At 67.8% G+C, this 24181-nt stretch carries 19 protein-coding genes; 11 read left to right on the forward strand and 8 right to left on the reverse strand.

All coding sequences use genetic code 11. The features are described from left to right. Positions 1 to 49: 49 nt before the first annotated feature. The 3 genes from LuPra_RS10895 (at position 50) to LuPra_RS10905 (ending at position 3602) form a co-directional block, all read left to right on the forward strand. Entirely contained in the window at positions 50 to 1135 is a 1086-nt protein-coding gene (locus tag LuPra_RS10895) for a 3-keto-disaccharide hydrolase (protein ID WP_110170756.1), read from the forward strand. Positions 1136 to 1347: 212 nt separating this feature from the next. Continuing rightward, a complete protein-coding gene (locus tag LuPra_RS10900) occupies positions 1348 to 2625 on the forward strand; it encodes a ComEC/Rec2 family competence protein (RefSeq protein WP_110170757.1) in 1278 nt (425 codons plus the stop codon). Beyond that, positions 2622 to 3602: a Gfo/Idh/MocA family protein gene (locus LuPra_RS10905; protein ID WP_110170758.1), complete on the forward strand. Its 981-nt coding sequence runs from the start codon at positions 2622 to 2624 to the stop codon at positions 3600 to 3602. The genes LuPra_RS10900 and LuPra_RS10905 overlap by 4 nt, the downstream gene beginning before the upstream one ends. A gap of 92 nt (positions 3603 to 3694) precedes the next feature. Here the strand turns inward: LuPra_RS10905 and LuPra_RS10910 are convergent, their stop codons facing one another. Then, positions 3695 to 4729: a methyltransferase gene (locus LuPra_RS10910; RefSeq protein ID WP_110170759.1), complete on the reverse strand. Its 1035-nt coding sequence runs from the start codon at positions 4727 to 4729 to the stop codon at positions 3695 to 3697. Positions 4730 to 5178: 449 nt separating this feature from the next. Between LuPra_RS10910 and LuPra_RS10915 the strand changes: the two genes are divergently transcribed. From LuPra_RS10915 to LuPra_RS10935, 5 genes are all read left to right on the forward strand, one after another. Further along, positions 5179 to 5976: a class I SAM-dependent methyltransferase gene (locus tag LuPra_RS10915; protein ID WP_110170760.1), complete on the forward strand. Its 798-nt coding sequence runs from the start codon at positions 5179 to 5181 to the stop codon at positions 5974 to 5976. Positions 5977 to 6109: 133 nt separating this feature from the next. Next, a complete protein-coding gene (locus LuPra_RS10920) occupies positions 6110 to 6619 on the forward strand; it encodes a (2Fe-2S)-binding protein (protein ID WP_110170761.1) in 510 nt (169 codons plus the stop codon). Continuing rightward, positions 6616 to 8847 (forward strand): xanthine dehydrogenase family protein molybdopterin-binding subunit, encoded by a 2232-nt coding sequence (locus tag LuPra_RS10925; RefSeq protein WP_110170762.1) that lies wholly within the window; start codon positions 6616 to 6618, stop codon positions 8845 to 8847. Before LuPra_RS10920 ends, LuPra_RS10925 begins: the two co-directional genes overlap by 4 nt. Before the next feature lie 60 nt (positions 8848 to 8907). Beyond that, on the forward strand, positions 8908 to 10992 hold the full coding sequence (locus tag LuPra_RS10930; protein WP_110170763.1) for a hybrid sensor histidine kinase/response regulator: 2085 nt from the start codon (positions 8908 to 8910) through the stop codon (positions 10990 to 10992). Positions 10993 to 11313: 321 nt separating this feature from the next. Further along, positions 11314 to 12102 carry an MIP/aquaporin family protein gene (locus tag LuPra_RS10935; RefSeq protein WP_157899001.1) on the forward strand — a complete coding sequence of 263 codons (789 nt, stop codon included), beginning with the start codon at positions 11314 to 11316 and terminating at the stop codon, positions 12100 to 12102. A 158-nt stretch (positions 12103 to 12260) separates the two neighbouring features. Here the strand turns inward: LuPra_RS10935 and LuPra_RS10940 are convergent, their stop codons facing one another. The 4 genes from LuPra_RS10940 to LuPra_RS10960 form a co-directional block, all read right to left on the reverse strand. Next, positions 12261 to 12842, reverse strand: coding sequence for a hypothetical protein (locus LuPra_RS10940; protein ID WP_110170765.1), 582 nt, complete (start codon positions 12840 to 12842; stop codon positions 12261 to 12263). Further along, positions 12835 to 13095, reverse strand: coding sequence for a hypothetical protein (locus LuPra_RS10945; protein ID WP_157899002.1), 261 nt, complete (start codon positions 13093 to 13095; stop codon positions 12835 to 12837). The genes LuPra_RS10940 and LuPra_RS10945 overlap by 8 nt, the downstream gene beginning before the upstream one ends. Positions 13096 to 13413: 318 nt before the next feature. Next, positions 13414 to 14199, reverse strand: a complete 786-nt coding sequence (gene tatC, locus LuPra_RS10955) for a twin-arginine translocase subunit TatC (protein WP_110170768.1) — start codon at positions 14197 to 14199, stop codon at positions 13414 to 13416. Positions 14200 to 14203: 4 nt separating this feature from the next. After that, positions 14204 to 15754, reverse strand: a complete 1551-nt coding sequence (locus LuPra_RS10960) for an MltF family protein (RefSeq protein ID WP_110170769.1) — start codon at positions 15752 to 15754, stop codon at positions 14204 to 14206. Positions 15755 to 16072: 318 nt separating this feature from the next. Here LuPra_RS10960 and LuPra_RS10965 point away from each other — a divergent pair, with 318 nt between their 5' ends. Then, positions 16073 to 17134 carry a DUF481 domain-containing protein gene (locus tag LuPra_RS10965; RefSeq protein ID WP_157899003.1) on the forward strand — a complete coding sequence of 354 codons (1062 nt, stop codon included), beginning with the start codon at positions 16073 to 16075 and terminating at the stop codon, positions 17132 to 17134. A gap of 131 nt (positions 17135 to 17265) precedes the next feature. Here LuPra_RS10965 and LuPra_RS32805 read toward each other — a convergent pair whose 3' ends face one another. The 3 genes from LuPra_RS32805 to LuPra_RS10980 form a co-directional block, all read right to left on the reverse strand. Further along, the gene (locus tag LuPra_RS32805) at positions 17266 to 19725 is read right to left on the reverse strand and encodes a hypothetical protein (protein WP_201792184.1); all 2460 of its coding nucleotides are present in this window, start codon (positions 19723 to 19725) and stop codon (positions 17266 to 17268) included. Between the two features lie 97 nt (positions 19726 to 19822). Continuing rightward, positions 19823 to 20539, reverse strand: coding sequence for a hypothetical protein (locus LuPra_RS10975; RefSeq protein ID WP_157899004.1), 717 nt, complete (start codon positions 20537 to 20539; stop codon positions 19823 to 19825). Positions 20540 to 20596: 57 nt separating this feature from the next. After that, a complete protein-coding gene (locus LuPra_RS10980; protein ID WP_162271357.1) occupies positions 20597 to 22204 on the reverse strand; it encodes a sigma 54-interacting transcriptional regulator in 1608 nt (535 codons plus the stop codon). Positions 22205 to 22547: 343 nt separating this feature from the next. Between LuPra_RS10980 and LuPra_RS31785 the strand changes: the two genes are divergently transcribed. Both LuPra_RS31785 and LuPra_RS10990 read left to right on the forward strand, forming a co-directional pair. Next, on the forward strand, positions 22548 to 22898 hold the full coding sequence (locus tag LuPra_RS31785; protein ID WP_157899005.1) for a putative quinol monooxygenase: 351 nt from the start codon (positions 22548 to 22550) through the stop codon (positions 22896 to 22898). A 3-nt stretch (positions 22899 to 22901) separates the two neighbouring features. Continuing rightward, on the forward strand, positions 22902 to 24059 hold the full coding sequence (locus tag LuPra_RS10990) for a sigma-54 interaction domain-containing protein (RefSeq protein WP_110170775.1): 1158 nt from the start codon (positions 22902 to 22904) through the stop codon (positions 24057 to 24059). The last annotated feature ends 122 nt before the right edge of the window (positions 24060 to 24181 follow it).

The raw sequence follows: 24181 nt of genomic DNA on the forward strand, positions 1-24181 counted from the left end.
CTGCTAGCTTCCGCGCTGATCATGTAGGCTTGGCTCGGAGGAATTCTGCATGCGTGTGTCGGTCCGGTCGTCAAGCCTTGTCCTGGGTGCAGTCGCGGTGGCGGGAGTCGTCGCGCTGTCGGCCCAGCAGAACCCGTATGTCGGCCGGTGGAACATCACCGGAACCGGTGCTGATGCCCGGAAGGTCTACTTCCTCGAGGTCAAGGAGGTCGGCGGCAAGCTGGAAGGCTTGTTCCTCGATCGCGGCGGCCATGCGACGCCGGTCTCGTGGATTAAGGTCGAGAACGGCGAGCTGCAGTGGCAGTACGGCGGCGGTGCCGAGACCTTGCCCAAGCCCGCCTGCGGCCCGCTGTATCGCGCAAAGCTCGAGGGTGGCAAGCTGATCGGCCACCACGAAACGCCGGGCGACCCCTGCCCGCAGACGCCGCGGCCAGGCGCTGCCGCAGCCACGCCAGCCACTCCGCGTCCCACGCCGCCACCGCAGACCGTCAACTGGGTCGGCGTCCGGCAGCCCACCTTCCCTCCCTCCAATGCCAACGGCAAGCACGCCTACGGCACGCCGGTCGTCATCGTCGGGACAGGAGTCGGCAAGGACGTGTGGGAAGGGCTTGGCACCGACCCGGGAGACACCTGCGTCGACCGCTGGACGATGGCCGATGGCGTGATGAGCAACGGCGTGCCGGAGCGCGGTGAACGTTCGACGTGCAATCCGCACACGAAGCAGAAATTCAAGGACTTCAAGATCAACGCGGAGTTCAACCTCGGTGCAGGGCAGAACAGCGGGCTCTACCTGCGTGGCCGCTACGAACTGCAGCTTGCGCTCGAGGCGACGCCTGGTCGTGTCGCGTCCTACCCGGGTCAACTGATGGACATCTACGGCTGGAAGCGCGCTGACGTCTACGCCGGCGGCCCGCCGGACTCCTGGCAGATCCTCGAAGCCGTCGTCGTCGGCAACCACGTGACCGCCACGCTCAACGGCAAGAAGGTGCACGACAACGCGTTGTTGCCCGCCGTCACCGGCGGCGCGATGGACGCCGACGAACTGGCGCCCGGGCCGATCATGATCCAGGGCGATCACTCGAAGGTGTCGTTCCGCAAGCTCGTGATCACCCCGATCACAACGCCAGGCACCTAGCCGCCGCGCGTCGACCTGAAGGTCGACGCCTACGGCGGGATGTTTGGCAGTCGGCGTTCACGCTCCTGTTGGGGCCGGCTCGGAGAGCCGGCCCTACCTGACGAGGCCCGGCCCGGCGGATACCGGCCCTGGGCCTTCGGCTGCCTTCGGCCTTGGGCCTTCGACCTTCGACATCAGGCATCAGGCATGAGGCATCAGGCATCAGGCATTACATGACTCGCCGACTCCTGGGAGCGCTCCTCCTCATCGTACTCGGGGCTCGATGGCCGGGCTCGGCCACCTCCGCGCTCCGCGCTTCGGCGCCCAGGGAGAGCCGGCCCTACCTTCCCGAACTCCGAACACTGAGCGCGGCGACGCTCACGGCCCAGTCCGTGGGCAGCCCGCTGCCGCCCTGGCAGGCAGGCACGCTCGACATCCATGTGATCAACACCGGCCGCGGTGACGCAGCGCTGCTCATCCTGCCCGACGGCACGACGATGCAGTTCGATGCGGGTGATGGCGGCGCGCCGGTCGGCTCGCCGCGCGGTGTGCCCGTGGTGCCCGACGGGACACGGCGGCCTGGTGAGTGGATTGCGCGGTACGCAAGCCGCGTCATGTCGCACTACCGGACGCCGGGGATCGACTACGCGGTCCTGTCGCACCTGCACGACGACCATTTCGGCGCGTTGCCGGAGTTGGCGCGTCACGTGCCCATCCGCACGATGCTCGATCGCGCCTGGCCCGAGTACGGCGACGTGAGCGGTGGCGGCACGTTCCCCGCGACGGACGCCTACGTCGCCTTCGCTCGTGCAGAGCCGTCGCGCATGGTCCGCTTCGAACCGGGCCGCACCGATCAGATCAGGCTCCTGCGCGAGCCTGGCGCATACCCGGACTTCGTCGTCCGCAATCTGTTTGCGAACGGGCAGGTGTGGACCGGTGCCGGACAGGCCACGCGAAGCCGCTTCCCCGAGAATGCCGCGGCGCTCCCGGCAGACGACCGTCCGAACGAGAACGAGTCCAGTGCCGGTATCCGGGTGAGCTACGGTGCCTTCGACTTCTACACCGGTGGAGACATCCCCGGCCGCCCGCGTCCGGGCGTCGCCGACTGGCACGACATCGAGACGCCGGTGGCGCAGGTGGTCGGCGCGGTGGAGGTCGCCGCGGCCAATCACCACGGCAATCGCGACTCCACGAACGCGTTCTTCGTCTCGACCCTGCAACCACGGCTCTGGATCCTGCAAGTGTGGTCGTCGGACCACCCGGGACACGACGTGCTCGACCGCATGCTGTCCAAGCGCCTGTATCCGGGCGATCGGGACGTGCTGGCGACCGACATCTCGCCAGCCAATCGCATCGTCATCGGGCCATTACTCGATCGGCTGATCAGCGCTCGCGGCCACATCGTCATCCGCGTCGAGCGTGGCGGCGGTACCTACCGAGCCATCGTTCTCGAAGACATGGACGAGTCCATGAACATCAAGGCGGTCTTCGGACCGTACCAGTCGCGATGAGTCCCGTCCGGTGGGGGATCATCGGGTGCGGCGCCGTGACCGAGGTCAAAAGCGGCCCCGCCTTCGTCAAGGCAGAGGGATCCGCGCTTGTCGCCGTGATGCGGCGCACCGCGCATCTGGCCGAGGACTACGCGCGCCGCCACGGTGTCCCACGCTGGTACGCGGATGCGGAAGCGTTGGTGCGCGATCCCGAGGTGGACGCGGTCTACGTGGCCACGCCGCCTGTCGGGCATCTCGATGGCGTGTGTCTCGCGGCGCGCCACGGCAAGCCCGTGTACGTCGAAAAGCCGATGGCGCGCACCCACGAAGAGTGCCTCGCGATGATCGACGCATGCCGGCAGGCCGGCGTGCCGCTGTTCACCGCGTACTACCGGCGCATGCTGCCGCGGTTCGTGAAGGTGAAGGCGCTGGTGGACGCCGGCGCGATCGGAGACGTGCGCGTGGTGTCGATTCGTCTGAGTCGACGACACGTGCCGACGTCCGGCGCGCTGCCGTGGCGCGTCGTTCCAGAGGTGGCCGGCGGCGGATTGTTCGTCGACCTCGCGTCCCATACGCTGGATCTGCTCGACCACGTCCTCGGCCCGATTGCCGAGGCCCAGGGTGGCGCAGCCAACCAGGGCGGCTTCTACGCCGCCGAGGATATCGTCACGGCATCGCTGGCGTTCGCATCGGGTGCGAAAGGCACGGGGCTCTGGTGCTTCACCGCCGACCGCGACGAGGATGTCGTGGAGATCATCGGCAGTACAGGCCGGCTGACGTTTTCGACCTTCGACGAGAGGCCCGTGCTGCTCATACGCGGCGGGGAGGCGAAGGAGTTCGTCATCCCGCATCCTCCGCACGTGCAGCAGCCGTTGATCCAGTCGATCGTCGACCAGTTGCGCGGGCAGGGCCCCTGCGGCAGTACCGGCGAGAGTGGTGCCCGGACCAACCGCGTGATGGATGCGCTCCTGGCCGGTTATCGCAGCACGCGGCGCTGACGTCGCGCCGTATTGCACAGTGAAACGTAGGCGTCGACCTTCAGGTCGACGCAGGCGTGCACGGTCGCGCGCACGCCCCGGCCCTACCTTCCTCAGATCGGGATGGCTTCGACTACGCTCACGACCGAGTCGGTGGGCACCACGCGGGTCAACCGGAAGCGGGCCTTCTCGAGCAGCGTTACGTATTCGGCCTCCGTGCGCTCCTGACCGCCTGGCACGACCAGCATCACCATGTCCTGCAACTTGCCCTGGTGCGGCGTGTCGCCCATGGGCAGTACGGTCTCCACGATCAGGAGACGACCATCGGGTTTGATGGCCTCGCGGCAATGCCCCAGGATGCTGAGACACTGCTCTTCGCTCCAGTCGTGGATGATGTGGGACAACACGTAGGCGTCGCCGCCTGCAGGCACCGACTCGAAGAAATTTCCCTCTTCGATCGCCACCCGCGACTCCACGCCGTGTGCCTTCAGCAGTGGCAGGGCGTCACGCACGACGTGTGGGCGGTCGAAGAGCACGCCGCGAGGTCCTGCGTGGCGTGACAGGACGGCCGCCAGCATGTTGCCGGTCGCGCCACCGACATCGACGATGGTCTTGAAGGCGGAGAAGTCGTATGCCGCGGCGACGGCTGGTGGTTCAGCGCCATGGAAGCCCACCATCGCCTCACTGAAGTGGGCCGCCTGTTCCGGATGCTTCGCCAGGTAATCGAACACCGGCGCGCCATTCACCTGCTCGAAGCCGGTCTCCCCGGTCTGCACCGAGTGCAGCATCCCTTCCCAGCTTCGCCAGAACGCCTGGCCGCCGAAGGCCAGCAGCGTGGACCGTGCGCAGCCCGGGGCTCCAGTCTTCAGCGCCTGACCCAATGGCGTCAGCGCGAAACGCTGCCCCTCCTGCTCGGTGAGGATGCCGAGTCCGGCCAACGTCCGCATCAGGCGATGGAGGGAGGGCGCGTGTGTGCCCGTCACGCCAGCCAGTTCGACGGCACTTTTCGGACCGTCCGCGAGGTGGTCGGCGAGGGCCAGCCGGGCGGCCGTGTACACGGTGGCCGATACCCACGACGCCGCCATCATCTGAATCAGCTGCGCATGCGGAGGCAGGAACGGCACGTTCGTGCTGGGTTGGTTACTCATGGAATCTCCTCGCGACAGATGCATACCCGCCGCTGATTCTGGTATCAAGACGGCAAACCAGCTGGACCTTAACACGGTCGCGCGGGACTGCGGCGATCGTCTTTGCGCCCAGTCGGCTACGGAGGGTAGCGGCCCGCTGTCGCAGCGGGCCGAACGCTCGAGAGACACGTCGCCGGACCGCCGGGACAGCCCGGCGCTACCTGGTGTGCCGCCTGGCAGGAAAGTACGACGCGATCAACGGCGGTCGCGCGGCTGGCGTAGTGCTACCGAGGAAAGGTGCGCTCAGCTTGACGCCAGGCCACGGCCGGAGCCAACGTGGGCCCCACCCGTGTCTGCCACTCCGCGGCGGGCGCCTCCCGACGCGCGTCGGGGCGCACGCGAATGGGCGGTGTCGCGAGAAGTACATACGGTCGATCTTTCTCACGCTGGTCTTGATCGAAGGAGTCTTCATGAGTGGCCTCACGTACGTAGCACGCGGCGTGGTTGCCGTCGCCCTGTCATTGGTCGCCGTCAGCGCCTCGGCACAGGCCGTCGCCGACAAGGCGAAGCCGTTCGAGCCGGTCAGCGGCCAGGCGGGCAAGGACGTGGTCTGGGTGCCGACGCCGCAGGCGACGGTGGACAAGATGCTGGATCTCACCAAGGTGACACCTCAAGACGTCGTCATGGACCTCGGGTCTGGTAACGGCATCACCGTGATCACGGCTGCGAGGCGGGGAGCGACGGCCGTGGGCGTGGAATTCAACCCGGAGATGGTCGCGCTTGCGCGGCGGCTGGCGACGGAGGCCGGCGTCTCGGGCAAGGCGACCTTCGTCCAGGGCGACCTGTTCGAGGCGGACCTGTCGAAGGCCACCGTGATCACGCTGTTCCTCCTGCCAGACATCAACGAGCGGTTGCGTCCGAAGTTGCTCGACCTCAAGCCGGGCACGCGCATCGCGTCGAACTCGTTCGACATGGGCGACTGGCAGCCCGACGCCAAGACGACCTCGGAGGGATGCCAGTCGTGGTGCACGGTGATGTCGTGGGTGGTACCCGCGAAGGTCGAGGGCTCGTGGACACTCGGGCAGGACACGTTGGCGCTCACGCAGAAGTACCAGATGATTTCGGGCACGCTCGGGAAGATGCCGATCACGGGCGGAACCTTGAATGGCGACGCCATCTCGTTCACGGCGGGAAGCCGCACGTATGCGGGTCACGTGTCCGGCGACCGCATCACCGGCGATGGCTGGTCGGCCTCGAAGACGCGGTAGCAGGCGCGCGGCTGACACGGTGTCACCGTACCGGGCACCGTGTTCCGGCACCGGCTATGCGCTTGCTGCCTGAGACCTGAGACCTGAGACCTGAGACCTGAGACCTGAGACCTGAGACCTACGAGGAGCGCACATGAAAGCAACGTGGACAATCAACGGGCAGCGCAGGGCAGTGGATGTGCCCGACGACATGCCCGTGCTCTGGGTGCTGCGCGACATCCTCGACCTCAAGGGCACGAAGTTCGGGTGCGGCGCGGGCCAGTGCGGGGCGTGCACGGTGCACGTCGACGGCGAGCCCGTGCGCTCCTGCCTGCTCTCGGCGAGCGACGTCGGGGCGCGGGCAATCACCACGATCGAGGGCATCTCCGCCGACGGCTCGCATCCCGTCCAGCGCGCGTGGGTGGAACTCGACGTTCCGCAGTGCGGCTACTGCCAGGCCGGCCAGATCATGTCCGCCGTCGCCCTGCTCAAGCAGAAGCCATCGCCATCGGATGCCGACATCGCCGACGCGATGAGCGACAACCTGTGCCGCTGCGGCACGTACCTCCGCATTCGTGATGCGATCAAGAAGGCTGCCGCCAACAGCGGCGGCAGCACGGCGCCAAGCGCCGGACGCGCTGGCCAGCAGGAGGTGCGCCGATGACGCCCGCCATGTCCGGAGAAGTCACTCGCCGCGCGTTCCTGCGCGTCTCCGCGCTTGCCGGCGGTGGCGTCATGCTCGCCCTGCATGCCGAGGAGCTGTTCGCGGCCCAGCAACCGCAGGCGCCTGGCGCCCCGCCGCCGCCTCCGCTCGCACCGGCCTCGTTTGTCAGGATCGCCGCCGATGGCCGCGTCACCATCATGGCCAAGAACCCGGAGATCGGCCAGGGCATCAAGACGATGCTGCCGATGCTGATCGCCGAGGAGCTCGACGTGGACTGGGCCCAGGTGACGATCGAGCAGGCGAGCTTGGACCAGGCCGCGTATGGGCCACAGCGCGCGGGCGGCAGCTCCGCGACGCCGACCAACTGGGAGCCGCTCAGGCGCGTCGGTGCGGCAGGCCGCCAGATGTTCATCGCGGCGGCAGCCGCGCGTTGGAGCGTGCCCGCCTCCGAATGCACGACCGCGCACGGCGCCGTCCGTCATGCGGCAACCAACCGGACGCTCGGCTACGGCGCGCTGGCGTCCGCGCTCACCACGCTGCCCGTGCCCGACCTGCAGTCCGTTCCGGTGAAGGCCGCATCCGAGTACCGCATCATCGGCACGCCGATTGGCGGTGTGGACAACCCGCTCATCGTCACGGGCAAGCCGCTGTTCAGCATCGATTTCACGCTGCCGGGGATGCTGTGGGCGGCATACGAGAAGTGCCCGGTGTTTGCCGGCAAGGTCAAATCGGCCGACCTGGACGAGATTCGCGCGCTACCCGGCGTGCGCAAGGCCTTCGTGATCGAAGGCACCAAGGAGATGCTCGGCCTGCATGGCGGCGTTGCGATCGTCGCGGACCACTGGTGGGCCGCCCACTCGGCGCGCGGGAAGCTGAAGGTCGAGTGGGACGAAGGCCCGACGGCCGAGGTCAGTTCGGCGTGGATCGCGACCCGCGCGAAGGAACTCGCCGCCGCCCCGCCGGTCTTCACCATCCGCGCTGATGGCGACGCCGATGCGGCGCTGTCGAGCGCGGCGAAGGTCGTCGAGGGCGACTACACCTATCCGTTCATCGGGCATGCCCCGCTCGAGCCACAGAACTGCGCCGCGCAGTTCACCGGCGGCAAGCTCGAGATCTGGGCGCCGAGCCAGACACCCGAGACCGGTCGCGGCATGGTGTCCACGTTGCTCGGCATTCCGCTCGACCAGATCAAGGTGCACATCCTCAGGGTGGGCGGCGGCTTCGGCCGGCGCCTGACCAACGACTACATGCTGGAGGCCGCCTGGATCGCCCGAGAGGTGGGCGGCGCCCCGGTCAAGGTGTTGTGGACGCGTGAGGACGACGTGCAGCACGACCACTACAGGCCGGGCGGGTTCCATCACTTCAAGGCGGGGCTCGACGCGTCGGGCCGCCTGGCCGCGTGGCGCAATCACTTCGTCAGCTTCGGCGAGGGCAAGCAATTCGCGCCGACGGCCGGGATCACGCCGGAGGAATTCCCGGCGGGCTATGTCGCCAACTTCGGGTTCCATGCCTCATTGATTCCGGTGGGCATCCCGATGTACGCGCTCCGGGCGCCCGGCAGCAACGCGTTCTGCTTTGCTTTCCAGTCGTTCCTCGACGAGGTTGCGCACGCGGCGGGCGCCGACCCGGTGGCCTTCCGCCTCGCGCTGCTCGATGCCGCCCTCGCCAGCCAGGACGCACCCAACGCGCCGAAGCTGCAGTTCAACCCGAAACGGATGCGGGACGTCGTCGCGCGTGTCGCGGAGACCTCCGGCTGGGCCCGGCAGCAGAAGACGCCGGGCGTCGGCATGGGGGTCGCGTTCCAGTTCAGTCACCGCGGCTACTTCGCCGAGGTGGCGCGTGTGCGAGTCACCGGCGACACGAAGGTCCGTGTCGAGAAGGTGTGGGTGGTTGGCGACGTCGGCCGTCACGTGATCAATCCCAGCACCGCGATCAACCAGGTGCAGGGCGGCGTGATCGAGGGCATGTCGCACGCCATGTCCACCGAGATCACGTTCGAGCGGGGCCGCACGATGCAGAGCAACTTCCACGACTACGAACTCGTCCGGCATCGCGAGACGGTGCCCGAGGTCGATGTCGACTTCGTGAAGTCCGACAACGCCCCGACAGGTATCGGCGAGCCAGCGTTGCCGCCGGCAGTCCCGGCCATCTGTAACGCGCTCTTTGCGGCGACGGGCAAGCGGTACCGCGCCTTGCCGCTGGCCCGGCACGGGTTGTCGTGGGCGTGAGACCTTCGGACAGTTTTATCGCAAGGCCGAGCTGGGGCATCCTGCCGGCGTGACACGAACATGGTGACGAAGGCCGGGCGACTGCCGGGGCTCATGCTCGGTGCCGTCGCCGTGGTGGCCGGTCTCGCCTGGTTCAGCGTCACACGGCAGCCTCGCGCGCATGCCTCCGCTCGTGCCGGCTACGTGCATGACCCGCCGTACATGTACACGGACGCGGGTGGCAGTCCTCACGGCATCGCCGTCGACGTCCTGCAGCAAGCGGCCAGTCGCGCCGGCATCACCCTGGAATGGGTGCGGGTCACCGCGCCCCTCAATGCCGACAGTGCCCTGCGATCGCGCCTCGTCGATCTCTGGCCGAACCTGGCGATCCTGAATCGACGGCGCCCCGACATCTTTTTCACGGCGCCCTGGCTGCAGTCCGACGTCTGGGTGGTCGTACGAGATCAGGGCGAGCTGCCGCCACCGCAGTTCGGCGGCAAGGTGGGCCTCTCGACGCTGCCGGTCACGCAGTTTCTCGCCGCCGAACACTTTCCGACTGCGCAGTGGGTGTTGTACGCCGACGGGCCCGCACTGGTACGCGCGCTATGCACCGGCGAGGTGCCCGTCGCCTTCCTGGCGGCCGGCGACCTCGCCGACGCGCAGTCGTCGGGGAGCCAGTGTGCCGCCGCCGCCCTGCGCGCCCATGCCGTGCGGGGCTCGACCCTCGGCCTCGGGGTGGGCGCGCGTGAGGGCTTTGAAGGGACCGCCGAGCGCCTCCGTGCCGAGATCGACGCCATGGCTGCCGACGGCGCGCTGCGAACCGTGGTCGTCCGGCACTCGGTGTATGCGGCCGCCGAAGTCCTCGGGGTCTACGAGGTCATGCAGGCACGCGCGCGCACGCGCTACCTCGCCTACGGGACGGTCATGCTGGGCGTCGCCCTGCTGACGACCCTGACGCTGGCCGCCGCCTTCTACCGTGCGAACCGTCGCGCGCGGCAGTCGCGCGCGGCCGCGGCGGCGATGGAGGCGAAGCTGCAGGCGGCGCAGCGGCTCGACATGCTGGGGCAACTGGCCGGCGGCATTGCCCACGACTTCAACAACCTGGTGACGATCATCGTCGGGTACGCCGTGCTGATCGAGTCGGAGGTGTCGGCGCTGCCGACGGCGCCGCAGGCACTGCAGGAGATCCGGCGTGCTGGCGAGCGGGCCAGCGATCTCGTACGGCAGCTCTTGACCTTCAGCCGTCGTCAACTCGTCGAGCCTCGCGTACTCAGCCTGCACGAGCAGCTCACCGAGACGCAGTCCATGCTGAGCCGGCTGGTACGAGACGACATCCACATCGAACTCGACCTGCACGCCACCCACGATCTCGTCTCGATGGACTCGGGGCAGCTCACACGAGTGCTGATGAACCTGACGGTCAACGCCGGTGACGCCATGCCCGACGGAGGCACGCTGACCCTTGCAACGTCCAACCGGCCAGCCGCTGCTGGCTGTGTCGAGGCCGTGCACCTCACGGTGACCGACACCGGCATCGGCATGCCGCCGGAGGTGCAGGCGCGGGTGTTCGAGCCGTTCTTCACCACCAAGACCAACGGCCGCGGCACGGGCCTCGGCCTCGCCAGTGTGCACGGCATCGTCACACAGGCCGGCGGTGAGGTGCTGGTGCGGAGCGCTCCCGGGCAGGGGACGTGCTTCGACGTGCTCCTGCCGACGGTGGAAGCGCCCACGGCTGTGCAGGGCAGCGGCGGCGAGACGACGGCGGCTGTCGCCGGCAGCGTCATCCTGGTGGCCGAGGATCAGGACGACGTGCGGTCACTGGTGGCCGACGTGCTGTCGCAAGCCGGATACACAGTGATCGAGGCCGCGAATGGCAGGTTTGCGCTCGAGCATCTCCGCAAGGACGAGGGCACGATCGCGCTCGTGCTCTCGGACCTCGTGATGCCGGAGATGTCGGGCCAGCAGTTGTTCGAACGCGCGTGCCACCTGCCTCGCGCGACCCCGTTCCTGTTCATGTCCGGTTACTCCGAGGAAGGCGTGCCGTGCAGTGGGGCGAGCGAACCAGTCCTGCTCACGAAGCCTTTCACGCCGGAGCAGCTGTTGCAGGCGGTGCGTGCTGCACTCTCCGGCCACGCGGCCATCGCCCGGGTTGATACGCATGGGTGACGACGCGCTGATCCGCTGGCTCGGGACGCTGCCACCTTCCAGGTAGCGCCACGTTTCCAGGTGGCGCCGCGCTGTCCCAGCGCGGCGTTCCGTAAGGGCAGCCTCGCGGTTGAAGGATTTTCGTTACAGTGGGGGCGTGCGCCTGACGCCAGACCCGGTCGTGAGCGCCGTCTCGCCGACGCGCTCGAGGTCGAGAGCCGCCGAGTGCGTCACCAGCGTCGCCTTCCCGGAAAGGCACGCACCTTCACCGCGCCAGACGATGTCCGCACGTTCACGTTCTTACCGTTCCGGCTCACACGCAATCGACAGGGGACACACACCGTGCCGACAGAGTCAGCGAGAGACTGGGGTGTCCGGTGGCGGTTGTTCGTCTCCGAGGCGGTTGGGACGGCCGCGCTGGTACTGGGTGGACTGTCGATCGTGATTGTGATGTCCGGTGCCGGCAGTCCCATGCCGGGCATCGTGCCGAACGAACGATTGCGGACGGCGTTGACCGCCTTTCTCTTCGGTTGCGTGGGGGCAGGGATCGCCCTCTCGCGCGTCGGGAGGGAAAGTGGGGCGCACATCAACCCGGCAGTCACCATGGGCTTCTGGTTGTGGCGAAAACTCGATGCGCGAGTGGCGGTGGGCTATGTCGTTGCGCAAATGTTGGGTGCCGGTGTTGGTGCGCTTCCACTCCTGGCATGGGGAGCGATGGGTCGAAGCGTCGTGTTCGGCGCCACGATCCCGGGCGTGGGCTACTCCACGGCAGCGGTCGTCATGGGTGAGGCGGTCACGACGTTTGGCCTGGTGACGACGTTGAGCATCTGTCTGGTGTTTCGACGCTTGCGTCCTTACACGCCGTTTGCGATCGCGGTCCTCTATGCGGTCATGGTGCCGCTCGAATCACACATCTCCGGTACCAGCACGAACCCCGCCCGTACCTTTGGTCCGGCGCTGATTTCGGGTCGCTGGGATGGATGGTGGATCTACTGGGTGGGTCCAATGGTCGGCATGCTGGCCGCCGTCCTCGTGTGCAGTCGCCTCGCGAAGCGCATCGAAGTCGCGAAGCTGTACCACTTCGAGAGTGACCGTCGGCGGCTGTTTCACCGGATGGCCGGCACCCGATAGACATGCCGGATGCCTGGGACCTGTACGATCCCTCGGGCAATACGTTGTTCGTGATCGGGCCGATCCGCCGGGAACCCTGGCGTCCGCTCTGTGCGTCGACCTGAAGGTCGACGCCTACACTGTGTGAGCTGGCATTGTGTGAGTTGGGCCGCGCGACCTCACGGCACGGCCTCTGACGCCTCGTCGATGGCTCGCAGGCGTCGCAGGGCGTGGCCGACCGCCGCCGCGCACTGGCGGCCGTCGAGATCGCCCGAAGCCTCCGCGAGCACGTCGACGATCTCGTCGAGCGTGATGAAGCCCACGGCCGACACCGTCGCGGTCGTTCCCGTCGCGCGCAAGTGCGGCATGTGTCGCAGGCGTGTCCGCTCGCCGGCCGAGGCGACAAACACCACGGCACACGTCGGCGTCCTGGTGGCCGCTCGGACCCGGGCAACCGCCGCGCGGGCCTCGGCGCGCTCGGCTCGCGCGTCGCCCCGCCATATCCACGGCACGATGCCCCACGTCATCACCGCGCTGGCGAGGAGCCACAGCGGCGGCATCCCCGGCATCCGCGCGAACTGCACGTGCTGCGACTCGCGTGGCATCGCCGGGACGACGTCGAGGGCGAACGCGCGAGCCCCGACACGCCGCTGCCAGTAGCCGACGGGCAGGGCCGGGAGCACGTGCGCGAGGCCCTGGGCGGCGACAAGGTTGCGGATGGTCCAGGGAGCACGAGGCTGCAACTTCTGGCGGCTAGCCATGCGCGTCCCCCGAGTGTTGCCGGAGGAAGGTCAGCGGCGCGGTGGCCGGCCCGAAGGCCCGTCGCGCTCGTGTCCAGAGGTCGCGCGCGTCTTCACGCGGGCAGGCGTCCTGGTCGCCGCACGGACAAGGGGCCGATGCGCCGTGGCGGCGCAGGTGCGCCACCATGCGGTCGTGCCAGATGCAGAGTTCTTCGACGAGATCGGCCGCGGCGCCATCACCGCTCGCGACCAGGTACCGGTACGGGGTTGTCACGAAAATGTACCTCCTCCCGCGCGACGGCGATCTCGGCAGATGCACGAGGACCACGTCGCCGGGATGGGCAACGAAAACTGGTGCGGATTCGAGGGGAGGCTGGGTCGCCGGAAGTGGCTCGCTCGCGAGCCGTGTCGCTACCGGCGACCGGCGATCGGGAAGATGCGGACCCTCATGTCGAAGGATCGACGGGTACGCGGCACGAGCAGGCGAGTGCAGATGGGAGACATGTCCGAGAGAACCTGATCGAGGCTATCGCCTATGCGGGGCGGGGTCAAGTTCACCCGGCCCTCAGGCTGCAGCCTGCAGGCTGCGATGCTACGCCGCCGGCCGGCGAGGCGCGAACGCCCACGCGATCGCGATGCTGAGCACATAGAGCCCCAGCATCGGCAGGGCCAGCGTGACCTGGCTGACGGGACTGCCATCCGGGGTGACGATGGCCGCGACGATGAAGACGCCGAGCACGGCGTACTTGATGTGACGCAGCATCCAGCGCGCCGTGACGATCCGCATCCGAGCCAGGAACATCGTCAGCGTCGGCAACTGGAACGCGAGTGCACACGCGAGCATCATGCGCATGTACAACGACAGCGCCGACGACACGCGCGGCTGGAATTCCACGAAGCCGTTGGCGAAGCTTGCGAAGAACCGCGAGGCGGCCGGAAAGCTCACGTAGTGGGAGAAGGCCGCGCCGCCGAGGAAACACAGCGTGGCCGAGAGCACGAAGGGGATCGCGAGACGCTTCTCGTGGACGTACAGCCCTGGCGCGATGAACATCCAGGCCTGGAGCATGAGCGCCGGCGCGGCGATCATCAGGCCGGCGAGGAAGGAGATCTGCAGGGAAGCGACGAACATCTCCGCGCCATCGGTGTAGATCAGGTGACCGCCTGGCGGGAGGGCTTCACGCAACGGGGTCATCACGAACGTGAAGATCCGGTCCGAGAAGAACAGGCTGACACAGAAGCCCACGAACGTGGCGGCCAGCGAGATGATCAGGCGCCGACGAAGTTCCTCGAGGTGATCGAGGAACCCCATGCGGCCACCGAGCGCCTCCCCGCCTTCGTAGAACTGGTCGTCCTGTTCGTACTTCTCGAGTGCCGACATCCGGTCACCGACTCCCCGCGGCGGCCGGCCGCGACCTCTCGCGTGCGGCCCGCTGCTCGGCCACGGCCTTGTAGGCGGTGTAGTACTTGTAGATGTTGCTCACGTAGTCCACGGTTTCGCGCCCGATCTCCCGGCCCGCGACGACTTCGACGTTGCGGAACCACACGTTGGGATCCAGGCCCATCTCCTTCGCCTTGTCGCGCAAGCCGGCCACGCGCGCCGGTCCGGCATTATAGGACGCCAGTGCGAAGAGGCCCTTGTTGAGGCGATCCATCGGCGCGTTCGCGAAGTAGTGGTCCATCATGAAGCGCAGGTACTTCGTGCCGGCGTGGATGTTGCCGTCGATGGTGCGGACGTTGGCGATGCCGACGTTCTTGTCCCTCGCGGTGGCCGGCCTGACTTGCATCACGCCGACCGCACCCGCGCGGCTGCGGCGAGAATGGTCCAATTGCGACTCCTGGTAGGCCTGCGAGACGATGAGGAGCCAGTCCATATCGTACTGGGCGCCGTACTTCTGGAAGTACTGCACGAGGGCGCGGAACCTCGCGAGGTCGGCGGCGGCGGTGGGGTTCTGCAGGCGGCTCGCATCACGGAAATAGCGGTTGAAGACGACATTGCCGAACGTGGTGCCGGTGCGATGCGTGCGCACGAAATCGTTGACGAGCCCGCGGAAGACGGGCGCGCCCTTGCGAATGGCGAGGGCGGTTGCGGCGTCGGTCCTGAGCGCCACGTCCTGGTGGACGGTCACGTGGTCGTACAGTTGCGTCCACAACTGCGCGGTCGCGTCCTTGACCACCGTCATCGGCACGATGCCGGCATCGGTCATCTCGAGCAGGTCCTCGTCCTCCAGGAGTTCGTCAGCGGGCTCGATCTGCACCGGAGCCAGGCCCTCTCGTGCCAACTGCGCATTGAGGGCGACCAGGTCCTCGTAGTAACTGCTCGATTTCCGGACGTGCACCTGCCGGCCGGAGAGGTCCTGGATGCGGGTCACCGCCGGAATGCCTGGCGCTGTGACGACGATCTCCCGGATGCCGGTCTTGGTCGGATCCGAGAAATCCACCTGCGCCCGCCGGGCCTCGGTCACCGTGAAGCCGCCGACCGCGATGTCGCCGTAGCCCTCGGCCAGGGCGGTCAGCAGGCGATCGCGGCTCGTCGGAATGATCACGATCTTGGGCGGCACCGTGCCCTTCGGGACGCTTTTCGCGAGCTCGCGTTCGAACTCGGTCAGCACGTCGAACGCGAGGCCGCGCTGCGTCGCGCCATCGAGGAAGTAGTACGTCCGGCCATACGGCACGAGGGCGCGCACGAAGCGCCGCCCCTGCATCTGGTCGAAATCGCCGGTCAGCCTGGCATTGAGCTGCAGGAGTTCCGCCGCCTTCAGGTCCTGGAGCGGCAGGGGCGTCCCGTTCGACCCGGCGGCCCGGTCACCAGATGCTGGCGCAGATGGGCGGCTGCACGCGGCAGGGATCAACGACGTGGCGGCGAGGAGGAGGCCAATTGCCAGTCGCGTACGAGGGCGCAGGACGGCGTCGAAACAGGGCGTGCGGAGCATCATGTATCACCAGGCAGGGCGAAAACTGCCGACCCAAGCGCGTCGGCACCCTGCCGCACGCGTCGCCCATGGAACCTCACGGTCTGACGGTCAGAGTATCCCGGTGCAGCACCGGGCGCCACCATACTCGTCGTCCTTTCGGTGCCGTGCGGTGCCCGCGGGTCGGGAAGCCTGCCTGGACGCACCCCGCACTCGACGCCTTGCCCGCCGGGTTGGCGTGACGTGCGGGACGCTCTCGTTTCGACCTTGGTGTGGTCGTCGGCGGTGCGGCGCTTCCTGTATGGTGGTCCGCGCACGATGTGTCGCCGTGTCCTGGCAGTCATGGCCATCCGCACCCCAGCTGCCCCGACGGGCGCCCGTGTTCTCGCCTGCATCGGCGTTGTCCTGGGGCTGGGCCTGATCGGCGCGACCCCCTCCGTGGCCGGCCCCAAGGTGGACACGGTGGTCCTCGACAACGGTAATCGCCTGACCTGCGAGATCAAGCAACTGGAACGCGGTCGTCTCACCATGTCGACCGACGCGCTCGACACGGTGCGTGTCTACTCGGGCCGGATCCGGGAGATCGTGAGTCCCCGCCAGTTCGAGGTGGAACGGGCTGATGGCACGCTGCATTTCGGCGCGTTGGCGACGACGCAGCCACGCGGCGTGCGCGTCGAGATCTCCCCCGGATCCGGTATCGATCTGCAGTTGGACGACATCGTCCGCATCACGCCGATCGAAGCCAGTGTGTGGCAGCGGATGGACGGCCACGTGGACCTGGGGTTCAGCTTTGCGAAGGCCGATCTGGAGACGCGCTACACGGTCAACGCCGACACCGAGTACAAGAGCAAGCGCTACGCCGCTGAGGTCGTCCTCGCATCGCAGATCACCAGCCGCGAGGACGCCGAGCGTCTGGCCCGCAACCAGTTGACGCTGTCAGGCAGCCGGCGCGTGGGCCCGCGCTGGTCGGGTGGCACCATCCTGCAGCTCCAGCAGAACGAAGAACTGTCGATTGACCTGCGCACCGTGGCCGGTGCTGGCGTGACGCGTTATCTCGCGCAGTCCAATCGCACGAATCTGACCCTGTTTGCCGGCCTGGCATACACGCGCGAGCAGTTCACGGGTGAGGAGATCAAGGGTCGCGCCGAGGTCCTGGTGGGCAGCAACTGGGACTGGTTCACCGTCACCAACGACCACGTCGACCTGTCAACCCAGGTGCTGTCGTTCTTCGGCGTCACCGGCGGATCGCGCACCCGGCTCGAGTTGCAGAGCGCGGCGCGGTTCGAGTTCCTGAAGGACTTCTACTTCAGCGTCAATGGCTATGGCAGCTTCGATTCACATCCGCCCGAGGGGCGGGCCAACAGCGACGTCGGCATGAGCCTCGCGCTGGGGTGGAGCTTCTAACAGGAGCGCAGGAACACAGGAACCGGGAATCGGGAATCGGAACCCGGAAACAGAAAGAGCAGGATCGCATGTGCGACCCTGCTCTCGAACTGCCCTGAGATCCTGAGGTCCTGAGGTCCTGAGGTCCTGATCTATCTCCGTCGGCCGCCGCCGCCGCGCATACCGCCGCCGCCGTAGCCGCGGGATCCGCCACTCGGGCTCGGACGGTAGGTGCTGCCGGCGGTACGCGATCCGCCGCTGCCCTTGTAACTGCCGTAGTCACGCGTCCGCTGCGACCCTTGCGCGCGAGCGGCGGCGTCCCGATCGAGCTGGCTTGTCGTCGGTGAGGACGCACCGCGATCGCCGGCACGGTCGCCGGCACGCTGCTGCGCCGCATCGCGCTGTGCCTGCGTCGGCTGCGGGCGATCGGCGTTGTTCCAGTTGCCGTTGTCGTACTTCTGCCAGGAGTCGCCGTCCTTGCGATAGACGTTGCCGTCGCGGCCCGCGTAGACGTCGCCGTCTCCGGTCCGGATCGCGGTGCCGCCGCCCTGACCGGGACCGCGTCGCGAGACCGCCGCGCCGCCCTCGTCGGTGCGTGTGACGCGCGTCGTGTTCCCCGTGACGTTGTTGGTGACGCGCGCGGTGCGCGCCCAATCATCGCCGCGCTGCACCGCCGTGCTGCCCCAGCTGCCGTACACGCCGGCACCCTGGCGGGTCGCGCCGTATGCGCCGGTCCGCGGGTTGTACGCCTGTCCATAGGCGCGTCCCCCTCCCGGTCCCCACGCGGCCGCGCCGCGCGAGTACGTGCCGGTCCGCGGGTTGTACCGCGCGCTCACTCCGGCGCCGCCGTAGGGGCCGTACGCCACTGCCGACCGTCCGTACGCTCCGGTCCACGGGTTGTAGTACGCGCCATATCCGTACGTCGGATAGAACGGGTAGTAGTACGGATACCCGCCGTAGAAGCCGTAGTAGGGCGGGTAGTAGTAGCCAGTGCCCCAGACCGCGCAGCCGTAGGCCACCATCACGCCCGTATAGCCGGCCACGGTTGCAAACGTCACCCACTCATCGTTGTCGTCATCGTCTTCGACCGTGACGTACGTGACGTTGTGCGAGGGCGAGCTGGCCGGGATCGTGTAGATGTCCTTCGGCACGGTGCTGGTGACTTCCCAGGGACCGGTGGCCGTCTTGGCCATGAACCACACGCCCTGGAAGCACATGTAGTACAGGTCGCCGACCTTGATGATGTCCTTGTCGGTGTTGACCGCCCGGGCCACCGTGGTGGTGGGGACCGGCTCGAAGTTCGGATCGCCCTGGTAGGCGACGTCAGGTGCCTGCAACTGCTTCTTGCTGACACGCGCCGTCTGCGGTACCTGCGCGAGCAGCACGGCCTCGGCGGCCTGCTGCGTACCGGGCACGGCGGCGAGGACGCGGGAGCGAGGGTGTTCGAGCGGAACCTCCTGGAATTCCTTTGGCAGGTTCGGCGTCGCGAACGTCCACGGCCCCTTGACGTCAGCCGCCGAGAACCAGCGGCCCGCCACGAGGTAATACAGCGGCCCGGTCTGCCCCATGCGGAAGACGTCGCTCTCGGTGTTCGAGAGCCAGAGCAGTTTCGTGTTCGCCACCACCAGGTAGCTCGGCTTGCCGCGAACCAGGATCAGTTCGGCCGGCACCTGGCTGACGTACACCATCGGCACCTGCCCCTTCGCGAGTGCCTTACCCGGTAACGCCGCCTTGACTTCCTTCCAGTTGTCGTCGGCGGGCAGCTTGGTGAAGCTGGCGGGCAGCTTGCCCGCGGCCTCCCACGGCCCGTTCAGGGCGGTTGCCTTCAGCCAGCTGTCGTTGTTGCGGAGGTAATACGTCTTGCTGGGATCGTGGAGGAACAGATCCCAGTTGGTGTTGACCGCGTATTTCAGGTCGTTGTTGGCGATCTGCGACCAGATCGGCTCGCCATCGAGGTTCATCAGTACGGCGGGCGTCTCGCTGTAGAAAATGGCGGGCGGATCGGCCTTCAGGTCCTTGACCTCGCGCGGAATGATCTTGCTCGTATCCACGCCCGCGAGGACGCGATCGAGGCCGATGATCCGTTCGCGTTCGGGAATGGCCCTCGTGATCTCGTCGGTCAGTTCCCGCACCTGCTCCTTCTGTACCTGCGGGAAGTTTGCCTCCGTGATCTTCAGGGGGGAGAAGTTCACGAGTCGATCGGCCGTGGACACCTTGGTGTCGGACTCGATCCTGACGGTGCCGAGCGCCGGCTTCTCGGCGGTGCGCGCCTGCCACGACACGGCCGAATACGCGACCATGTGCTTCTGGTCGGTCCATTCGGCGACCTGCGGCTGGTAGACCAGGATCTTGCCGCCACTCGCCGTCGCGTAGGCACGGGGCCAGCCGCCGTCGGCCGGGGCAGTCGCCGACGGCGCGGCCGTGGCGATCGGGGCCGAGCCCGGGACGGCAACTGGCGTCTGGGCCTTCCTGACAGTCGATCCGCTCGCGGGGGCCGGGCTCGTCGGCGCTGCCGGCTTGGCCGGGGCCGGTGCGGCGGCCTTGGGGGCCGCCGGCGCCGGCGTCTGCGCCTGGAGCAATGGTGTCACCGGAGAGGTGAGCATCGAAGCCACGGCGAGCAGGGCCACTCGCCGTCTGGCCGGGTGAGGACGCGTAGGCCTCATCGTTGGTTCCTTTCGGTCACGAGGCGCGCGGAGGTGACCGCGCGCCTCACTGGCCGTCCAACGACAGGATCATCGCGGCGGTCCAGGTGATGTCGAGCCTGTCGCCGACCTTCACCTTCGCGAGCGCCGCCTTGTCTTCGACGCGCGAGGTGTAGGTCCAGTTATTCGGGCCCTTGAACGTGATAGACGGCACCGACTGGTCTATGGCCGTAATGGTCGCGGTGATCGTGCGCTGGGCGCCCACGGTTCCCGCCGCCTGGCCCTCCGCGGCCCTGGTCGTCGAGGCCGTCTTCGTGTCCGTGTCCGGTTCGCCGGGGGCCTTGAGGCGCAGGACGATGTTGTCGTAGTACTTGGCGGTGATCTTGTCGCCGACCTTCAGGGTGTCGAAGCGCTTGATCTCCTTGCCCACGCGCGCCACCGTGTAGGTGCCGTCGCTCTTCTTCAGCGTCACTTCGCGGGTGGACGTCTCGATCGCTTCCACCGTGGCGGTCTCGGTCTTCATCTCGCCGGTGAGCGTCTTGGTCATCTGGGCGCCGGCACCGGTGGCGACGAGCGCAAACAGGGCGGCGAGCGAAGAGGTCTTCAGGGAACGCATGCGGTAAAGCTCCTTCGTTGTCCTGCGGCCTGTGGCGATATGCCACGGAGCAGGCGGTTTGATGTCCCGTGCGTGAGCATGGGCCGTGCCGATGTAGCGACACCCTTGACCACGGCCCAACTGTTTGTCAAGACGAGGGTTGCCGCGACTGACGAGCGCGATCGGCAAGGCCGGACCTCCGGCCTCGCGTGCGAACTCCGAAATGTCGGGGGCGCTACTCCGGGGTCAGTGGCCGGCGGCCGTGCTCGGACGACGTACGCCGAGACGCGCCATCCGGCCCTCGAGGGTCGTCGGCTTGACGCCCAGGAGTTCCGCGGCCCCACCAGGTCCCCGGACCCGCCACCCGGTGCTGTCCAGGACCGCCTTGATGTGCGCGGCCTCGACGTCGGTCAGCTTCAGGCTCCGCTGCCGCGCATTGCCGCGCGCGGTGGGCGCCGGGATCACGAGCTTGGGCGAGTTGGCCAGGATCATGGCGTGCTCGACCGTGTTGCGGAGTTCGCGGATGTTGCCGGGCCAGGTGTAGCGCTGCAAGGCCTCCATGCTCTCCCGTGAGACGGAGGTCACCGACTTGCCGAAGTGCTTGGAGCACTCCTCGATGAACGCCCAGACCAGGGCCGGGATGTCCTCGACACGTTCGCGCAGCGGCGGCACCGTGATCGGAAACACGTTGAGCCGGTAGAACAGATCCTCCCGGAACGTGCGCGCGGCGACCGCGTCCTCGAGATTGCGGTTGGTGGCGGCGATGATCCGTACGTCCACCTTGATGGGCTGGGTGCTGCCCAGCCGCTCCACCACCCGATCCTGGAGCACGCGCAGCAGCTTGACCTGTGCCTCGAGCGGCAGCTCGCCGATCTCGTCGAGGAAGATGGTCGATCCCTCGGCCATCTCGAAGCGGCCGACCTGACGGGAGACCGCGCCGGTGTAGGCGCCCTTCTCGCGCCCGAACAGCTCGCTCTCGATGAGCGCCGTCGGAATCGCGCCGCAGTTGACCCGCACCATCGGGCGCTTGGCGCGCGGGCTGAGTTCGTGGATTTCCTTGGCGAATACTTCCTTGCCGGCGCCGGTTTCGCCGAGCAGGAGCACGGTGGCCCCCGTCGGGGCGACCTGTTCGACGAGCTGCAGTGTCTCGCGCGCCGCGCCGCTGTCGGCGGTCACGCCGCTGTTGCACCGGAGCTGCTTGACCTCGCGGTGCAGCAGCTCGTTGTCGCGCGCCAGCAGGTCGCGCAGCTGCGTGACCTCGCGCATGGCGCGCTGCAACTGCTGCTGATCGCTTCGATGCTGAAGCGCCTGCCCGAACACCTGGCCGACGAGGCGCATCGCGTCCTTCAGGATGGGCGTCGCCGCGCGCGGCATACCGAGCGAGGCCACCGACAGCGCGCCGATCAGCTCACCGTCGACGAAAATCGGCACGGTGACGTTGGACCGCGTGCCTACCCGCCGCAGGTTCTCGCGATCGAGATCTGACGGCAACTCGTCGACGTCGTCCACGACCACGATCGTGCCGACGCGCAACTGGTTCAGCAGCCACGGGAACTGGGCTTGTGCCGACAACGCGGACATATGGTCCGGAACGTCGTAGTGCGCGAACTCGGGACGCGTCCACTGGTGCGTGAACACCAGGTCGCCGCCGGGTCCAACCTGGAAGAACAGGCTGCGATCCATCCCGAGCGCCTGCACGATCTGCCGCTGTGTGTCGACGATCGTGTCGTCGACGGTGTCGGGGGGGATGTTGACGAACCGCGCCACGAGATCAGCAATCAGGCGCGCGAACGTCACCGTGCCATGGGCGGGGATGTCGGACGAATTCGCTGTAGCGATGGCAGTGGTGAACACAGGCCTCTCGGGGTGGTGCCGGCCGGGTGCCGCGTGACCCGCGGAATGCGGTTCCAGCCGACGGAGGATCATAGTCACGGGGTTGTAGCGAACTGGACTATGCCTGTGGATAGTTAGACCAATGTCCATCCGTGCAGATGGAGGCTCTCCGAGTCCTCGGAGGCGGGAGGGCGCTGCCCGTGGCTACCGGTCCGCGGCGGATCACGACGAATGCTTGGGAAAACATCGAGGTTTTCGGCCGGTCCGTCCAGTGAGCGCGGCGGCACGCGCTGTGCTACTTGCGACCGTGCGGCCCTCCGCCACGCTGACCTCCACGTGGAAGGCCCCCGCCTCAGGCCCGTTCATGAGTGAAGCCTCCGTAGAAGTCCGTGTCGAGTGGAGCGTACTGCCGCCGCAGGTCGACGCCGTCGGCGGCGTGCTGCATGCGCTGCTCTCGGCCACCCGCGGAGAGCCGGGCTGCCGCACGTGTACCCTCGCCACCGACATGGGGACGCTGGTCACCCTGCGGCTACGGGAGGTCTGGGACTCCGAGGACGCGTTGCGCCAACACCTGCGATCCCCGCGATTCGAGGCGCTCGCCAGCCTGCTCGAGTCCGCGATCACGCAGCCGCGGGTCGAGTTCGTGCTGCCGACCGGCACCCGGGGCTTCGAGTACGCCCGGGGCGTTCGCGACGCGATCGAAGGCACCCGCTGATCCATGCCTTCCTTTGACCCTTACCCTGGCGAGGCGACGACAGAGGCGCTGGACGACGTCGGGCACCGGCTGCAGGCGAACCACGATGTCCAGGCGGCCGCAGCGGCCCAGCTGGCCGAGGTCACGCGCCAGCGTGACGCCGCGCTCGCGGAGGTCGCGCAGCTGCGCGCGCAGGTGCGTCACCCACCGTGGGATCTCGGGCGGGCCGGCAGCGGCGGCGGATCGCTGGCCGTGGTCGGCCGGAGTGCGGCGATCCAGCGCGTGCTCGGACTGGCCGACCAGGTGGCCCCTACCAACGCCACGGTGCTGCTGACCGGTGAAACCGGCACCGGCAAGGAGCGCTTCGCGACCCTGATCCACGAGTCCAGCCCCCGCGCCCGGCGGCCCATGGTTCGCGTGAACTGTTCGGCCATCCCGACCGCGCTCATCGAGAGCGAGCTGTTCGGGCGGGAGAAGGGTGCCTACACCGGGGCGCTGTCCAAGCAGATCGGCCGGTTCGAGGTCGCCAACGGTTCGACCCTGTTCCTCGACGAGGTGGGCGACCTGCCGCTCGACGTGCAGGTGAAACTGCTGCGTGTGCTCCAGGAGCGCACGATCGAACGCCTGGGCAGCCCACGGCCGATCGACGTCGACGTACGCATCATCGCCGCGACCAACCGCGATCTGGCGGAGGCGGTGCGCAGCGAGACGTTCCGGAGCGATCTGTACTACCGGCTCAACGTCTTCCCGATCGAGGTGCCGCCGCTGCGCGAGCGGCGCGAGGACATCCCGCTACTGGTCGACGAAATCGTCGAGGAGATCGGCGAGGCGATGGGCAAGCGGTTCGACGCCGTCGCCCGTCGCAGCCTCGAGGATCTGCAGCAGGCCGACTGGCCCGGCAACGTCCGAGAACTGCGCAACGTCCTGGAGCGCGCGATGATCCTGTCGCCAGGACCGATCCTGCACGTGGACGTCGCCGCTGCGACGCCGCTCTTTGGCAGGGGCGCCGCCAACGCCTTCTCGAGCAGCCTGCTCGCGGACGTGGACCGCGATCACATCCTCCGCGTGCTCGATCAGGCGGGGTGGCGGATCAAGGGCCCCGGCTCCGCCTCCGTGCGACTGGGGCTGAAGCCGAGCACCCTCTACTTCCGCATGAAAAAGCTCGGAATCAGCCGGCCGTAGGGAAACCTGACGGCCGGCTGGGCTGCGGCCTGCAGCCTACGGGCTACCACCTACACCTTGGGCCTTGGGCCTTCGAATCTCGCAAGCCTTGCGAGATCCTTAAGCCCTAAGCCGGAGGTAGC

Source organism: Luteitalea pratensis (assembly GCF_001618865.1).
Taxonomy (GTDB): domain Bacteria; phylum Acidobacteriota; class Vicinamibacteria; order Vicinamibacterales; family Vicinamibacteraceae; genus Luteitalea; species Luteitalea pratensis.

Excerpts from the sequence above, each read along its gene's own strand:
- LuPra_RS10925 (WP_110170762.1), top strand. The coding sequence starts at position 6,616 with ATGACGCCCGCCATGTCCGGAGAAGTCACTCGCCGCGCGTTCCTGCGC.
- tatC (WP_110170768.1), bottom strand. The coding sequence starts at position 14,199 with ATGTCGGCACTCGAGAAGTACGAACAGGACGACCAGTTCTACGAAGGC.
- LuPra_RS10910 (WP_110170759.1), bottom strand. The coding sequence starts at position 4,729 with ATGAGTAACCAACCCAGCACGAACGTGCCGTTCCTGCCTCCGCATGCG.
- LuPra_RS10915 (WP_110170760.1), top strand. The coding sequence starts at position 5,179 with ATGAGTGGCCTCACGTACGTAGCACGCGGCGTGGTTGCCGTCGCCCTG.
- LuPra_RS10900 (WP_110170757.1), top strand. The coding sequence starts at position 1,348 with ATGACTCGCCGACTCCTGGGAGCGCTCCTCCTCATCGTACTCGGGGCT.
- LuPra_RS10905 (WP_110170758.1), top strand. The coding sequence starts at position 2,622 with ATGAGTCCCGTCCGGTGGGGGATCATCGGGTGCGGCGCCGTGACCGAG.
- LuPra_RS10920 (WP_110170761.1), top strand. The coding sequence starts at position 6,110 with ATGAAAGCAACGTGGACAATCAACGGGCAGCGCAGGGCAGTGGATGTG.
- LuPra_RS10965 (WP_157899003.1), top strand. The coding sequence starts at position 16,073 with ATGGCCATCCGCACCCCAGCTGCCCCGACGGGCGCCCGTGTTCTCGCC.
- LuPra_RS10960 (WP_110170769.1), bottom strand. The coding sequence starts at position 15,754 with ATGATGCTCCGCACGCCCTGTTTCGACGCCGTCCTGCGCCCTCGTACG.
- LuPra_RS10930 (WP_110170763.1), top strand. The coding sequence starts at position 8,908 with ATGGTGACGAAGGCCGGGCGACTGCCGGGGCTCATGCTCGGTGCCGTC.
- LuPra_RS10895 (WP_110170756.1), top strand. The coding sequence starts at position 50 with ATGCGTGTGTCGGTCCGGTCGTCAAGCCTTGTCCTGGGTGCAGTCGCG.
- LuPra_RS10940 (WP_110170765.1), bottom strand. The coding sequence starts at position 12,842 with ATGGCTAGCCGCCAGAAGTTGCAGCCTCGTGCTCCCTGGACCATCCGC.
- LuPra_RS10990 (WP_110170775.1), top strand. The coding sequence starts at position 22,902 with ATGCCTTCCTTTGACCCTTACCCTGGCGAGGCGACGACAGAGGCGCTG.
- LuPra_RS31785 (WP_157899005.1), top strand. The coding sequence starts at position 22,548 with ATGAGTGAAGCCTCCGTAGAAGTCCGTGTCGAGTGGAGCGTACTGCCG.